At 55.4% G+C, this 15736-nt stretch carries 12 protein-coding genes; all 12 read left to right on the forward strand.

The features are described 5' to 3' along the window. The first annotated feature begins 25 nt into the window (after positions 1-25). The 12 genes from FYJ78_RS07365 to FYJ78_RS07420 all read left to right on the forward strand — a co-directional run bounded on the left by FYJ78_RS07365 (position 26) and on the right by FYJ78_RS07420 (position 15685). Complete coding sequence (locus FYJ78_RS07365; protein ID WP_235899928.1) at positions 26-604, forward strand: DUF6470 family protein; 579 nt, start codon at positions 26-28, stop codon at positions 602-604. Between the two features lie 30 nt (positions 605-634). Then, the gene (gene fliW, locus FYJ78_RS07370) at positions 635-1081 is read left to right on the forward strand and encodes a flagellar assembly protein FliW (protein ID WP_154620768.1); all 447 of its coding nucleotides are present in this window, start codon (positions 635-637) and stop codon (positions 1079-1081) included. Beyond that, on the forward strand, positions 1081-1308 hold the full coding sequence (csrA, locus tag FYJ78_RS07375) for a carbon storage regulator CsrA (protein WP_154620769.1): 228 nt from the start codon (positions 1081-1083) through the stop codon (positions 1306-1308). Before fliW ends, csrA begins: the two co-directional genes overlap by 1 nt. 98 nt (positions 1309-1406) lie before the next feature. Further along, positions 1407-1865, forward strand: coding sequence for a flagellar protein FlaG (locus FYJ78_RS07380; RefSeq protein ID WP_235899929.1), 459 nt, complete (start codon positions 1407-1409; stop codon positions 1863-1865). Positions 1866-1878: 13 nt separating this feature from the next. Beyond that, complete coding sequence (gene fliD, locus FYJ78_RS07385; RefSeq protein ID WP_154620770.1) at positions 1879-3993, forward strand: flagellar filament capping protein FliD; 2115 nt, start codon at positions 1879-1881, stop codon at positions 3991-3993. A gap of 29 nt (positions 3994-4022) precedes the next feature. Continuing rightward, on the forward strand, positions 4023-4436 hold the full coding sequence (gene fliS, locus FYJ78_RS07390; RefSeq protein ID WP_154620771.1) for a flagellar export chaperone FliS: 414 nt from the start codon (positions 4023-4025) through the stop codon (positions 4434-4436). After that, positions 4426-4785, forward strand: a complete 360-nt coding sequence (locus FYJ78_RS07395; RefSeq protein ID WP_154620772.1) for a flagellar protein FliT — start codon at positions 4426-4428, stop codon at positions 4783-4785. Before fliS ends, FYJ78_RS07395 begins: the two co-directional genes overlap by 11 nt. A gap of 293 nt (positions 4786-5078) precedes the next feature. Next, positions 5079-6386, forward strand: a complete 1308-nt coding sequence (locus FYJ78_RS07400) for a flagellin N-terminal helical domain-containing protein (RefSeq protein WP_154620773.1) — start codon at positions 5079-5081, stop codon at positions 6384-6386. 132 nt (positions 6387-6518) lie between these two features. Next, positions 6519-9359 (forward strand): glycosyltransferase family 2 protein, encoded by a 2841-nt coding sequence (locus FYJ78_RS07405; RefSeq protein WP_154620774.1) that lies wholly within the window; start codon positions 6519-6521, stop codon positions 9357-9359. Further along, positions 9356-10894 carry a glycosyltransferase family 2 protein gene (locus FYJ78_RS07410; RefSeq protein ID WP_195847908.1) on the forward strand — a complete coding sequence of 513 codons (1539 nt, stop codon included), beginning with the start codon at positions 9356-9358 and terminating at the stop codon, positions 10892-10894. The genes FYJ78_RS07405 and FYJ78_RS07410 overlap by 4 nt, the downstream gene beginning before the upstream one ends. Further along, positions 10848-14183 carry a tetratricopeptide repeat protein gene (locus FYJ78_RS07415; RefSeq protein WP_195847909.1) on the forward strand — a complete coding sequence of 1112 codons (3336 nt, stop codon included), beginning with the start codon at positions 10848-10850 and terminating at the stop codon, positions 14181-14183. Before FYJ78_RS07410 ends, FYJ78_RS07415 begins: the two co-directional genes overlap by 47 nt. Continuing rightward, a complete protein-coding gene (locus FYJ78_RS07420) occupies positions 14180-15685 on the forward strand; it encodes an O-linked N-acetylglucosamine transferase, SPINDLY family protein (protein WP_154620777.1) in 1506 nt (501 codons plus the stop codon). Before FYJ78_RS07415 ends, FYJ78_RS07420 begins: the two co-directional genes overlap by 4 nt. The last annotated feature ends 51 nt before the right edge of the window (positions 15686-15736 follow it).

The following is a 15736-nucleotide window of genomic DNA, read 5'->3' on the forward strand; positions in this document are numbered from 1 at the left end:
TTTCCTAGGGAAAGGATGAAAATCTATGCTGCGGCTGAATATGCGTATTACACAGCCGATCATCGGCATGCATACGCGGCTTGGAAAGCTGGAAGCCCATTCGACTCCGGCGAAACTTCATACCGAAAACCGGCAGGCGCGCTCCCATGCGCACTGGACACAGCCCTCTGTGGAGATTGACCAGTATCCCAGTCGCCATGCATACGGCTTTACAAACCATACGGATTTTGCGAAGCAGTACGGACAGCAGGGATACCGTGATCTTCAGCAGACCACCTCGCGCTGGACGCAGGAGGCCTGGGACAATATCGACAACGGGGGCAGGCCCGGGCAAAATCCCGTGGAAGACCGCTACGATCAGAAGCTGTCGCAGGAAATCAGCAGACAGCGCATTCTTGTCGCCTCGCATATTCCCGCACCCGTCATCCACTTCACGCCAGTGAAAGCGGAAGGACAGGTCGATCCCGGGGATGTCACGGAGCACATCGATACGGAGGCATTCGCCGTGACACATTTTACGCCGGGACAGGTAGAAACCTATCTGAAGCAGAAGCCGGATGTCAGACGATGGGTGACCGAGGGCAAATACGATATTTACGCATGACAGGATCATGCGGACTTGGAGGCGTAACGAATGAAAAAAGTCAACACTCTGCGGTTCGGCGAAATCGAAGTCGAAGAAGACAAGATTGTCCATTTTGAACATGGCATTCCTGCTTTTGACGAGGAGCACGAGTTCCTGATCATTCCCTATGACGAGGAAAGCCCCTATGTCTTTCTTCAATCTCTGAACACGCCGGATCTGGCGTTCCTCATGACGATGCCGTTCGTATTCTTCCCGGACTACGAGTTCGAAATCGATGATGAGACGCAGGCCCGTCTCGGCATTACAAAGCAGGAGGACATGCTGGTCTACACCCTGCTGACGATACCGGGCGGCAGAGTACAGGACATGACGGCGAACCTCATGGCCCCGGTTCTTATCAATGCGCAGAATATGCAGGCCGTTCAGCTGGTACTGGACAAGAGCCGGTACACGACGAAGCATAGATTGTTTCCGGAAAAGAAGGAGGACAAATAATGCTCGTACTTACCCGCAAACCGCACCAGCAGATCATGATCGGCGACGACATCGTCATCAACGTCGTCGAGGTTCAGGGCGACAATGTGCGCATCGCCATTGAAGCGCCGAGAGACGTCAAGATTTACCGCGGTGAGATCTACCGCGCCATTCAGGAAGAAAATCAGCGGGCGGCCGCTCCGGCTCCAAAGGATTTGGACCTCAGCGCGGCCCTGCCGACGAAATAAATCCGCCTGACGTTCAGGCAGGGCAAGGCGGAAAGGATAGCCGCCTTGTCCGGAATCATGTTAGGGAAAACGCAACCAGTATCTATGGAGGGATAATCATGTTAGGAAAAGTCCAGGATCTGATGGCCTCCGCCATCGTTATCGGGGCGCCTGATCAGGCTGCTTCATCGAACTCGTCTTCGGAAACCCGCACCGCTGCGGCCAGTGGCACGGCGGCGGACGAGACGAACGCGGCCGCGGACACGCAGACCATTCAGCAGAGCGGCGGCGCGGAAAACGCCGGGCAGAAGAAGGATGACAAGGAAAAACGCGACGGCGATCCGCAGACGATGGATGAGCGGTCGGTCAGCTATATGACGCAGGAGCTCAACGAACTCATGAGCCGCATCAACTGCAACCTGGAATTCCAGTATCACAAGGAAATCGACACGATGTCGGTCAAGATGCTGGACAAGAAAACCGGCGAAGTCCTCAAGGAAGTACCGCCGGAGGACATGATTAAGCACATGATTAAAGCCAAGGACTGGCTCGGCGCATTCCTGGACAAGAACGCGTAAGGAGGGATAAACGATGAGCACATCCGGAATCTACGGACTGTCAGGCTCCGGCATCGACGTTGACTCCATGGTCAAGGTCGGCATGCTGACGAAGCAGAATCAGTACGATAAGATGTATAAAAAAGAGGTCAAAAACGAGTGGCTGAAGGAAGCATACGCAAACATCTATTCGGATTTGAATACCTTCAAGACCTCGACGATGTCCACGTACAAGATGTCGTACACGACGAATCCGATGTCGGCAGCCAGTACGAACTCGTCCGTAGTCTCGGCCACGGCGAATTCTGACGCGGCCACTATGAGCCACACGGTCAAGGTCAACTCGGTAGCGAGCAATGCGTATGTGCAGTCAGAGAGTGCCGTCACGCGCAATAATGCGAGTGCCGGCAGCAGCATGTATATCAAGGATATCCTTGCCGGGACGACGGAAAAATCGGAATCCGAGTATAAAGCGGCTATAGGAGCAGCGGCTACCGAAGAAGATAAGGATAAGATTCGCAATGAAGTTGCGGTGTCCTTTGATATTAGCAATGGTGACCCGAACGATAAGAATACGACGACCACCACGATTTCGTTCACCTATGCGGAGCTGTTTGACAGCAATCAGACGCTCAATGATCTGGCTTCGAAGATCAAGAATGCCGGTGTCAATATGACGGCCACCTATGATTCGACGAACGATGCGTTCAGCATCTATCAGAAAGACGGCGGCGTCGACAATCAGATTGTCCTGTCGGTCAAGAATCGCACAGCTGCCGAAGAAAAAGACGGCGTGACGACGAATGCTAAGGCTGACGATGCAGCGCGCGCGCTGCTCAACAATCTCAATCTGGCCAAGGTCGACGGCGACTCGATGACGTCGCTGGCGAAGCTTTCTGAGAGTTCGGATGGTGTAAGTTCGAAGGCCGCGAAAGGAAGTATGACCAGTATCAATACCGCGGCCTATACGAAAGATACGAAGCTTAGCGATATCGAGAGCAGCGCGGCGGCAAATGGCCTGTCCTTTACGATCAACGATGGGTCGAACAGTAAGACGCTTGTCTATACGGCCAGTCAGGCTTCGTCGAAGACACTCGGTGATCTTATCAAGGACATCAATGGCTCCGGCCTTAATATCACGGCTTCGCTGTCCAATGATGGCAAACTGACGCTGGCAAATGCGGACAGCAATAAGAACGTCACGCTGACGGTTGGTGCGATGGATACGACTGATGAGGCAACGTCCTCGCGTGCATTCCTCAACACGATGTTCAATGCTGGTCTTACTGCCGGCACCACTACCGATACGCTGACGGTAAAGGGTACGAATGGTTCGGTTACGATCGACGGCAAGGACTATGCGACGACGAGCAGCAAGATCAATGTTGCTAACGTCACGTATAATGTCAGCGCGGTTGGTTCGGCGACGGTGTCCGTATCGCAGGATACGGATAAGATCGTCGAGAACGTCAAGAAGTTTGTCGAGGATTACAACAAGATGCTCGATGAGCTCAACTCGAAGTACAGCGAGACGCGTTACAGCGATTACGATGTATTGACGAAGTCGCAGGAAAATGCGATGACGGCCGATCAGGTTACCAAGTGGAATGAAAAAGCGAAATCCGGTCTGCTCTACCATGACAGCCAGATCGGCAAGATTCGCAGCGCGATGCGCGAAGCGATCTACACGCCGGTGGATTCCGTTGACAGCAATTATAACAGCATGATGGCGATTGGTATCGAATCCTCGACCGACCGTGGACACCTGCGTCTGGATGAAGATAAGCTCAAGAAGGCGCTGGCTGCCGACCCGGACTGCGTCTATCAGATTTTTGCATCGTCGGGCGATGCGGTCAATTCCAAGGGCGAGTCCTATACGGACTACAACAAGGAAGGCGTAATCAACCGCATTACCGATAAGGTCAATGAGAGCATGAAAACGATGAAGTCGTATGCAGGTACTTCGTCGTCGGCATCGGACGGCAGTACGCTCGGCGATCTGATCCTTGAGCTGCAGACCAGGATGTCGGACTTTAAGACGATGATGGATGCTTACGAGACCAAGCTTTACAGCAAATACGATGCAATGGAAACGGCTATTCAGCAGCTCACGATGCAGATGAGCTACATCACGGGCAGCAGCAGCTGATCCCGCGGCGTTTCTGAGGGAGGCATATTATGGTAAACAATGCAGCTGAGGCGTACAAGCGCCAGCAGATCATGACGGCGACGCCGGAAGCGCTGACGCTCATGCTCTACAATGGCTGCCTGAAATTCATGAACGAAGGCAAGGAAGCCATCGAGCAGAAGCAGTGGGAGCAGGCGAACAATGTCCTGCAGAAAGCGCAGAACATCATCTCGGAGTTCCGGATCACCCTGAATATGGATTATGAGATCAGCAAACAGCTCCTTCCGCTTTATAATTACACCTATGACCGTCTGGTCGAGGGCAATATCAAGAGCGATCCGGCTATGATTCAGGAAGCGATCGATATCATCAAGGAGCTTCGCGACGCCTGGGCTCAGGCCATGAAGAAGGCGCGTCAGGAAAAGGGCACGAAGAACGTGCAGGGGGACAGCTATGTCGGCTGAATCGGACAAGGCGCCTATGGAACAGGCGAAACAGTACTGGGAGCAATACGCGATGCTCAGTCAGGAGCTGCTGAAGTTCATCGGCAGGCAGGACATTGACGAATTTCTGGAGCTGGTGCGCCAGCGCAATGTCCTGACCGACCGCATGAAGGCTCTGCCCGAAACCGAGTTTTACCGCAAGACCGAGGCATGTCAGGAGCTGGTGAAAAAGATCCGTCCCATCGACATGCAGCTGATCTACAAGGCGAAGGCATGGCTCAATAAATCCCGGCGGCAGAACGCCACGGTGCATGCGTATGACCTGCAGCCCTTCGACCCGGTGGGAAATATCCTGAACCGGAAGTATTAAGACATATTTAATGTATTTTTAATCAAAAAAGGCTTAATTATTTTCCGGATTCTGCGATAATAAAAGTGTAAGACAGAACAAAAGGTAATAAGCGGGCGGAAGAAACCGCCGGCGGTCAGCTAGCAGCCGCCGGCAGCGCTCTCAGCCTGCTGTTATAATCCGGATGCTTCGGCATCCGTCGGCATGGCGCCGCAAAAAAACGGGTGACACCCGGGGCGCCGTGACAAGGGAATAACGGGCATGGATGTCCGTTGCCAAATAATCAAACTGTTTTATCAGGGAGGAATTTTATCATGGGTATGGTAGTAAAAAACAACATGTCGGCCATTTCTACGCTGAACACGCTGAACAAGAACGCTTCGGCACTTTCTAAGAGCCTGCAGAAAGTTTCTTCGGGCATGAAGATCAACGGTGCTGCTGATGACGCTTCGGGCTATGCGATCTCCGAGCGCATGCGCGTTCAGATCCGCGGCCTCGATCAGGCGAACAGCAACACGCAGAATGGCAGCAGCATGATGAAAGTTGCCGAGGGTGCAGTAAGCTCCACGGTTGACATCCTCAAGACTCTCAAAGAGAAAGTCATCAGCGCAGCCAACGATACGAACACGGACAGCGACCGCGCTACGATCCAGAAAGAGCTCGACCAGAGCATCGACCAGATCAACGACAACGCTAACGTAACGTACAACGGCAAACTGCTCGTAGATGGTTCGCACAACAGCGAAGTCAAGGCTACGACGACGGCTATGACCAACGAAAGCCTGGCTACTGACACGACCGGTACCACGAAGTTCTGCGAAATGAAAGATCGTAACGGCAACAGCCTGAACATCAACTCGATGGACAAAGTTACGATTTCCTTCGTAAAAGAGGGCAAGACCTACACGACTTCCGTCAGCGCTACGAACAACCTGTCTGAGCTCATCACGAAGGCAAACAACCAGAGCTCGAAAGCTTTCAGCACGACGATTGGCACCGGCTCCTACATCGGCAAGGACGTTGCCGGTGATACGGTCGCTACGGCTGATCAGAAGCAGGCTCTGACGATTTCTGCCGGCGGCACGGGCGTTGCCAACCAGATTTCTGGCATCACGATTTCCGTAACAAACACGAAGGGCGCTGTCCAGAAATCCGCCAACGCTGTCCTCGACAACTTCTCCGAGTCTGTCCGCGCACAGAACAAGTCCACGGACAACAGCATGGTTCTCCAGGTCGGCACGAAAGCCAACCAGAGCATCAAAGTTGGCCTGACGGATATGCGTGCTGAGGCTCTTGGCCTCCAGAGCTCCTCGGGTGCAAACATCCAGATCGGTACGCAGGCTCAGGCGAATGCAGCGATCAACGTTCTCGACAATGCAGTACAGAAAGCTCTCGACCAGCAGACGACGATCGGTTCGATCGAGTCCCGCCTCGAGTACACGAGCGCTAATTTGACGACGGCTTCCGAGAACGTCCAGAGCTCCGAGTCCACGATCCGCGATGCCAACATGGCAAAAGAGATGACGGAATACACGAAGAACAACGTTCTCATGCAGGCCGCTCAGTCCATGCTGGCTCAGGCAAACCAGAGCAGCAGCTCGGTTCTCAGCCTGCTCCAGTAATCGGAGTCTTGGTAACGGACTTAACTATCAGGTTACTCAAAACCCTCTCCTTCGGGAGAGGGTTTTTTGTGTGGCTGACGAATAAATAATTACGTGTATGCTTTTTTCGCAGTGGGATGTGGAGGCGCAGCTATGAACTTATCGGTTTGCTATATCACGAAAAATGAAGAAAAGAATATAGAAAAATCGCTGGCGTCCATCAAGGCTGCCGCGGATGAGATTGTTGTTGTGGATACTGGCTCGCAGGATAAAACAAAGGTGATTGCTGCGTCGTATGGGGCGAAGGTTTATGATTATGAATGGCGGGATGATTTTTCGGCAGCGCGCAACTACGCCATCGGACTGGCGGCGGGCGATTATATCCTGTTTATGGATGCGGATGAATACGTGGCGGCGGAATCCTGCCGTAATCTGCGCCGGGTTCTGGAACGAAACCAGACGCATGCGGCACTGCTCATGAAGCGTTATGATATCGATAAGGACGAGGCGGATATTCTCGGTGAAATTTTTGTCCTGCGCGCGTTTAAGCGTCAGGAAAATCTTCGCTATCAGGGGCGCATTCATGAGGAGCTGCGCGCGGACGGGAATGTGATCGAAGATCTGGCCGTGGCGGACCCGAAGGAACTGATCTTATATCATACGGGCTATGAAGCGGCGGTCAACAAAAGCAAGGCGGAACGGAATCTGCGCATTTTGCGGCAGGAGCTGGCGGAAACGGATCATCCGGGACGGCTCTATATGTATTTGGCAGAGGCATGCCGGGGCGTGGGGGATATGGCGCAGATGGAACATTATGCGCGGCTCGACATCGCCCAGGGGCGGCGGACGGTGGCTTTTGCCAGCCGTTCGTATCGTTTGCTGCTGGCGGCACTGGCTGAGCAGGGGCGCGCTGAGGAACGGAGGCAGCTGGCGCAAAAGGCAGTGGAGGATTTCCCGGAACTGCCGGAGTTCTGGGCGGAGTTTGCCGCCTGTCAGGCAGAGGTTTACGACTATGCGGCGGCAATCCGTGCGATGGAGAAGGCGCTGCAATGCGATAAAGATTATCCGGCTGTGAGTTTGGAGCCGCGGGAGTTTGATGAAGCGATGCGCGGCCTTGCACAGGCAAAACTTGCCGAATGGTCGGAGCTTTGCCAAAAAGCCGGGGAGCTTCGGATTTCGGCCTGCATCATTGCTAAAAATGAAGCGGCGGAATTGAGGGATTGGCTGAAGCAGGCGGCTGTATTCAGCGATGAGATCATCTTTGTGGATACCGGCTCGACCGATGATACAGCTGCTATGGCCGCGCAGGCCGGCGCCAAAGTGTTTGCCTTTTCCTGGCGGAATGATTTTGCCGCCGCGCGGAATTTTGCTTTGGATAAGGTCAGCGCTGACTGCGACTGGGTGGTGTTCCTCGATGCGGATGAGACGTTTTATGCGCCGGAGCGCGTGCGCGGCTGCCTAGCATTCCTGCAGCGGAATCATCCCGGGACAGAGGGCGTGCAGGTGCCGGTTGTCAATGTGGATGCGGATGCCTGCGGACGGGAAATCCAGCGGTTCCGGGCGCTGAGGATTTGGCGCCCGCATCTTTCATGGCGTTATCGGGGGGCTGTCCATGAGGCGCTTTATGCCGGGCAGGGGGAGATTCGGCAAGGGTATATCGAATCTCTGGCCGTGCGCCATATCGGCTATTCGGCCGGACGCATCCAGCAGAAACTCACGCGGAATCTGCGGCTCATCGTGCAGGAGATGCAGGAGCAGGGGGAAAAGCCTCTGCATTATCGCTATCTGGCGGACTGTCTCTATGGGCTGCACGAATATGAGCTGGCCATTGCGTATACCCGCCGGGCCATTGCGGCCGGCGTTGAGACAGTGGCTGGCGATGGGGAGCTATACCGTCTGTGGCTCCACTGCCTGCGGGCGCTGGACAAAAGTTCCGAGGAGCAGCTGGCGGTTATTGACAAGGCACAGGCCGCTGGTATAAACGATGTGGAACTTCTCGGATGGCAGGGGATCATAAAGACGGAACTGGCCCGATATGAAGAGGCAGGTTCATTGCTTGAGCAGTTTATCCGGAGGGCATCGGTATCGGATTTATCGGCTGGCTCGAATGCCGTAAGCGGGCTTTTGCCCGATGTATATTCGGCGTTAGGGCTTTGTTCTATGCGGCAGGATGCAGCAAGGGCAGCAGCGTGCTATCAGCAGGCGCTTCGCCTCAATCCCTATCACGAAGAGACGTTGGCGCGTCTTTATGAGGGCGGGGGGCAGACGCCGGCTGACTGGCTGAATCAAGTCCTGCCCTTTTTCCCGGATCAGCAGCAGGCCCGCAAATTTCTGGCGGATTGGGCTGTGCGGTTCGGTTATGGCCGCATCGTCCGGCTTTTGGCCGCTGAACTTCCGGTCAATCAGCAGCATTTGCTGGAACTTATGGAAAATGGACAGCTGCCGCAGGCTGGTGAAAAGGCACAGCTCGAAGCCGGCCTTTATATTCAGGAATTGTTTGCGGCACTGGTCAGCCTGCCCGCAGATAAGCGGCAGCTGCAGTCTGTTGACTGCCGCCAATGGGCGGCCATGCTGCCCGCGCCGCTGGAGCGCGTGATTGCGCGGCTTTATGGCTGGCAGGAGCAGCTTTTGCCAGAAGATTTTTCCGGATATATGACGGGGCTTTCGGCTATGCAGGGATTCGTCGGCGACGGGCCGTATGAAGAGTATGCAGGGTTGGCGTTTGACTTTTCCTGGGAACAAGTGCAGGAGGTGGCGACAGCGCTTACCCGCCGGCGGAAATGGCAGGCGGCCTATTCGCTTTGGGCGGGCGTCCCGGCCGATTCGGTCGGAGATGGGGCGGCGTTCTGGTATCATACCGGCATCTGCCTCTACTATCTGGAAGAATTTGCCGCGGCGCAGGAGTGTCTGGAAAGAGCCGCTGATGCCGGCTGCACGGAGCCGGATCTGCCGGCCTATCAGAAATGGCTGCAATGCCGGGAGGAACAGGCATGAAAATCAGCATATCGGCATGTGTGATTGCCAAAAACGAAGAGGAAAACATCGGGCGCTGGCTGGAGTCGATGAAACATGTGGCCGATGAGATGATTGTCGTCGATACGGGCAGCACCGACAGGACCGCGGCGATGGCCAGGGAGGCCGGGGCGGATGTCTATCTGTTCGACTGGTGCAATGATTTTTCGGCGGCGAAGAACTTTGCCTTAGAGCAGGCCAAGGGCAATTGGATCTTGTTCCTCGATGCGGATGAATACTTCACGCCGGCAGCGCAGGCGAAGGTGCGGCCGCTCCTGATGCGGCTAGAGCCGAACCTCAGGATCGAGGGGGTGCTTTGCCGTCTGGTCAATATCGATGTTGACGATGGCAACCGCGTCATGACCACGTTGGTTCAGCTGCGCATCTTCCGCAACCGGAAAAATCTGCGCTATGAGGGCAGGATTCATGAAGTGCTGACGATTACGGAGGGGCGTCCGCTGGAACTCGCCAATGAGATCGAGATTTATCATACGGGTTATTCCACGCATATCGTGCAGGCCAAGCTGCGGCGCGATCTGCGTCTCCTGCAGGAGCGGATTGCGGCCAATAACGGCCGGCAGGAACCGATGGATGACCGTTATTTTATGGATATCTGGTATGGTCTGCAGGATTATGATAAGGCCATCCTGTACGCCAAAAAGCTGCTGGCCCACGGGAATCTGCCGCCGGAGCTCAAGGGGCGCGCCTACGAGACCTGGGCCAGCAGCTGCATGTATGCGCAGCATCCGGCGGCGGAGACGGACAGGTGCCTGACGGAAGCAATCCGGGAATGTCCGGGGCTGGCTGAGTTCCCGTTTATGCGCGGCCTGTGCCGGTTTGAACAGCGGCAGTATCTTCAGGCGGAAGAGGATTTGCAGGCTGGCCTGCGGCTGCGGGAGGCTTACGCCAAGGACACGGTGGCAGGCGTCATGGATAACGCGGTGCGCCTTTTGCCTTCGGTTTACTGGCGGCTCGGGGAGCTGGCGGAAAAGCAGCTTGATGCGCAGGCGGCGCAGGAATACTATTGGCAGGGCTTGCAGCAAAACCGCTATCATAGCGGTCTCTTCCTGTCGTTTTTCCATTTTTTGCAGCAGCAGCGGATCGACGCGGCTGATATCATCGAGGTGCTTAATGCGATTTATGATAAGAAGACCGATGCGGCGTTTTTGGCGCAGCATCTGTCCCGGCAAAATGGTGGGCTGGTCTATGTATACTATGCCGGGCAGGCTGGAGAGGATAAACGGCAGGTTTTGGGCTGTCTGGCCGGCGGCCGTCCGGACGGCGCCGCAGAGCTGGCAGACAGGCAGCTGCGGTTCTTATACCGGCTGTTGGCGCTGGCGAGAGATCAGGCGACGGAGACCCTGCTGCCGGCCAAGCGCGGAAAGATTCTGCAGGCGGCCATAAGGTGGCGGAGCGACAGAGAGAAAGGGGAGAGCGATGACATACCGGGAGAAAAAACAGCTATATCTCTTGCTGACCAGGCGGATGGATGCGCGGCAGTGGAACAAGGCCATTGAGACGGCGGATGCGCTGCGGCAGGCAGGTGCAACGGACCGAACGATGTTTCAGGCGATACTGGCGGCCTATATCGATGGCAATGATGCAGCACGGGCTAAGAGTGCGGGAGTAGAATACCAGCAGAGATTCCCGCTTGATGGCGTCAGCCGTTTCTACTTAGGCCGCGTCGCCTTTATGAATGGCGATTGGGAGACGGCGGAGACGCAGTTTAAAGAAGCGCTGGCGGATGAAACCCTTGCGGGCTGGTATCGCGGCGCTGTACACAGCATTCTGGCGACTCTTTATCGTCAGACGGCGCGGGGGCAGGAGGCGGCCGGTCACTATCTGGAGTCGGCCAAGTATAAGGATCTGGAGCATGGCAAGGCTGCGGAATACAGCAATTACCTGTTCAATCTGCACTATCTCGACAAGCCACAGTCGTTTATGCGGCAGGCCGCCGAACGATACGGGCAGCTGCTGTCAGGGATTCCGCAGTACCGTCATGATAAGCGGCGCAGCAGCAGCTCCAAGATTCGGCTCGGCTATATTTCCCCTGATCTGCATTTCCATGTCGTGGCGTTTTTCAGCTATGCGTTTTTGCATGACTATGATAAGCGCCGGTTTGAGGTCTTTTGCTATACCAACTGTGAAGAGGACAATGCCAGCCGGGAATTTGCGGCGATGGTCGATCATTGGCGGAATGTAAGAGGCCTGACCGATGAGAAGGTAGCAGAGATCGTCTATAAGGATAAGCTCGATATCCTCGTGGACCTCACGGGCCATACGGCATGGGGCTTTTTGCAGACAATGGCCTATAAGCCGGTACCTGTGCAGGTATCGGGCATCGGTTATTTCGATACGACTGGCCTGCCGGCCATCGATTATTTTCTGGCGGACCATTATACGGACCCGCCGGAAAATGATGCGTATTTTGTGGAGAAGCTCATCCGTCTGCCCCACAGCCATTTCTGCTTTATGTGGCATGACAATCCGCAGCAGCCTGCGCCTGCGCCATTCCAGAAGAAGGGCCATGTGACCTTTGGCAGTTTCAATAACTTTTCGAAGGTGACCGATGATATGCTCGGGCTATGGGCAAAGATTCTCGTGGCTGTCCCCGGGAGCCGCTTGTTCTTGAAGGCGGCCATCTTCAATAATTCGTATGGCCGGAAATTGGCTCTGGCGCGCATCCGGCAGTCGGGGATTCCGGTGGAGCGGTTGATTCTTGGCGAGCAGGAGGCAAAATACCTGCAGGCCTATAACGAGATGGATATTGCGCTGGATACCTACCCGTATCCGGGGGGCGGCACGACCTGCGATGCCCTCTATATGGGCGTGCCGGTTATCACGCTGGTTGGGGAGCGCCATAATGCGCGCTTTGGCTACAGCCTGCTTATGAATGCGGGGCTTTCCGAGCTATGTGCGTTCTCACCGGAGGAATACGTGGAAAAGGCCGTGGCACTGGCCAACGACAAAGAGCGGCTGCGCTGCTATCATCAGACGATACGGCAGCAGCTTTTGGCGTCGCCGGTCATGCAGGCGGCGGATTATATGGGCGAGGTCGAACAGGCCTTTACGCGCGTTCATTTGGATTGGCTGGAACGGGATTGTTCCGCGGGCGAGCGCTGGGATTGCCAGTGCAGGGAAGAAAAAGAATTGGTTCAGGCCCAGGAACGGAAGGATTTTGCCAAGGTGGTGGACCTTGCCGGCCGGATGACGGCGCGGTTTCCTGATCAGTCGGCCAAGGCATGGACGGCCGGGGCTATGGCCTATGAAGCCCTGCACGATGATGCGAGGGCCAGCTGGTGGCTGCGTCAGGCGGCGCAGCAGGATGCGGCACACAATGTCGAACTGTGGCGGCTGCTCGCGGCAGTGGAAATGCGGCAGAAGCATTATTGGGCGGGCTATAAAGCCGCCAAACGGGCGGCCGGGGAACTCACGCGGCAGGCGGGAAAGGTCACGCCGGACTTCATGACAAGCCTTTTGGCCATTTGGGCCAATTGTGCGCTGCAGACCGGCCGCGCGCAGGAGGCGGCGGCACTTTACCGGCAGGCCGCCGAGCTGGCAGTAGATTTCAAAGATCGCTGTCATATGTACAGTTCCTGGCTGCTCGCCCAGCATAACCTGCCGCTTGGAGAAGAGGAATACGGCAAGGCGCATCGCGGCTATGACGATCTGTTTGCACCCGTGCATCCCCAGCCGCTTGGCAGGCGGCCGCAGGGACGCAAGATTCGCGTCGGCTATCTGTCGCCGGATTTCCGCCGGCATGTGATGTTCTATTTCTATTATCAGCTGCTCGGCGCCCATGACGCAGACCGTTTTGAATTTTATGCCTACAGCCTCAGTCCGGTGCAGGATCATTACACCCAAATGGTCAAGGATGTTGTGGAGCATTTTGTGGATCTTTCTGCCCGTTCCTATGAAGAGGCGGCGCAGCGCATCCGGCAGGATAAAATCGATATTCTCGTCGATCTGGGCGGCCATAGTGCTGACTCGGGGCTGCCAATCCTCGCCTGGAGGCCGGCGCCCGTGCAGGTATCGGGACTTGGCTATACGCACCAGACGGGGCTTTCGGCGGTGGATTATTTTCTGACCGACGGCTGGACGGATTCCGAAACCTCTCAGAAGGAGTGGCAAGAGTATTACGAACAGCCGGTGAAGCTTACGAGCCAGTTCTGCTATACGGGACGCAGTGATTTGCCAGCTTCGCAAGAGGCACCCTGCCAGACGAATGGTTATATCACGTTTGGTGTCTTTAACCGCTATCTGAAGATCACCGATGAGATGCTGCTCTTGTGGCGGGACATCATGGCGCGGGTGCCGGACAGCCGGCTGCTTTTGAAAAGCGAACTCTTTGGCGAACCGGCGGCGCAGCTTATGGTACAGGAACGGCTGCGGAAACTGGGGCTTGATGTGGACAGGATTACGCTGGAACCGGCAGAGATGGATTATATGCAGCGTTATCTCGCAGTCGATATCGCGCTGGATACATACCCTTATCCGGGGGGCGGCACGACCTGCGATGCGCTCTATATGGGCGTTCCCGTGATATCGCTCTACGGCAAGCGGCGGGACACGCGCTTTGGCCTTACGCTGCTGCAAAATGCGGGGCTTGGGGAACTCGCGGTCAAGACGCCGGAAGAATACATCGTGCGGGCGGTATCGCTGGCGCAGGATAAGGAACTTTTGCAGGCCCTGCACCGAAATTTACGGCAGATGCTCCTGCAATCGCCGCTGATGGATACGCGGCGTTATGTGGCCGAGGTTGAGGCGGCCTATCGGCAGATGCTGGAAAAGGTGGGAAGGACATGAATTTGGGAGATTTGGACAGCCGCTATGGGGCCGTGCTGGATCTATTGAAACAGGAGGCGCCCCAACAGGCCCTCGACCGGCTGAACCGACTGGTGCAGCAAGAGGGATATGCCTCCGACGAGGAATGGCGCGTCCTGCAATACTACAGCCAGTGTTACTATAAGCTGTTTGACAAACAGAAATGCCGGGAGTATTCCTGGGCGGCCCTGCAGCACAGCGAAGGCCAGCCTTTCCGCATCCAGCAGTTGGAATTCAGCGATTATCTCTTTATGCTGCATTATTATCCAGAGGTGACGGATACGGAGATGCGGCAGATGCACTTTGCTTATGACCAGTTTACGCAGGCCGTGGGGCAGTATGAGCATAGTCTGGAGCGCCATCGTCATGATAAATTGCGTATCGGCTATATCGCCGGCGAGTTTACCGATAATGTAGTCAGTTACTTTACGATACAGCTACTGCTGGCGTATAATCGCGAAGCGTTTGATGTTTATTGTTACCAGCTGCATGAGGGCCGGGATCTGCTCAGCGATGATATCGAGCAGCATATTGCCGTGATGCGGCGTTATCCACGCAATGCAGAATATAGTCAGGTAGCGCAGGCTATCTATGAAGATGAAATCGATATCCTGTTTGACTTTGATGTGCATGCTTCGGGCGGCCGGACGATGGCGGTCATGTGCTATCGCCCGGCGCCGGTGCAGGCGGCGGGCATCGGCTATATGAACACCTCGGGCTCGTCCGCTGTGGACTATTTCCTCGGTGATCCGTACTGCGATCCGCCGGGGATGCATGATGAGGATTTTCGCGAGGAAATCTGGCGGCTGCCACATTCGCATTTCTGCTATACGCCGTCGGCGCGGGTGCTCAATGTGAAAAAAGAATACAAGCTGCATGAGCCGATACTCTTTGGCAGTTTCAATAATTTTCTCAAAATCAATACGGCAATATTGGAGGATTGGCTGCAGATTATCCGGCAGGTTCCGGGCAGCCGTATCCTTATCAAGAATTCGAGCCATAAAACGAATGCGTTAAAAATAATCGGCCGTCAGCTTAACCGGATAGGGTTTAAACCGGAGGAATATATCCTCGAGGATGCGACAGGCGATTATCTTGCGCGCTATCTCGATGTGGATATCCTGCTCGATACGTATCCTTATACAGGGGGCGGTACGACCTGTGAAGCGCTTTATATGGGCGTGCCGGTCATCGCGCGTTATGGGCGGCGGCATGGCGAGCGGTTCAGCTACGGCATTCTGCAGAATATTGGCCTTGGGGATCTGGCCTGTGCGACGCGCGAAGAGTATGTCGCCAAAGCCGTGGCGCTGGCCGGGGACAAAGCGCTGCTAACCGCTCTGCATCAGCAGATTCCTGTCATGATGCAGCATTCGCCTTTGATGGACGGTCCCGCTTATGTGCAGGCCGTCGAGGACATGTACCGCACCATCTGGGCCAAGTGGCGGCAAAAGCAGGAAGCAGCCGGCGTTACGCCGAATATATAATAAAGCATTCCCCTTTGGGGAAAGCATGAATTGTGGAGATCGAAGGGAGAT

The organism is Wylensekiella montiformis (genome assembly GCF_009697385.1).
In the GTDB taxonomy this organism is placed as follows: domain Bacteria; phylum Bacillota; class Negativicutes; order Selenomonadales; family Selenomonadaceae; genus Selenomonas_A; species Selenomonas_A montiformis.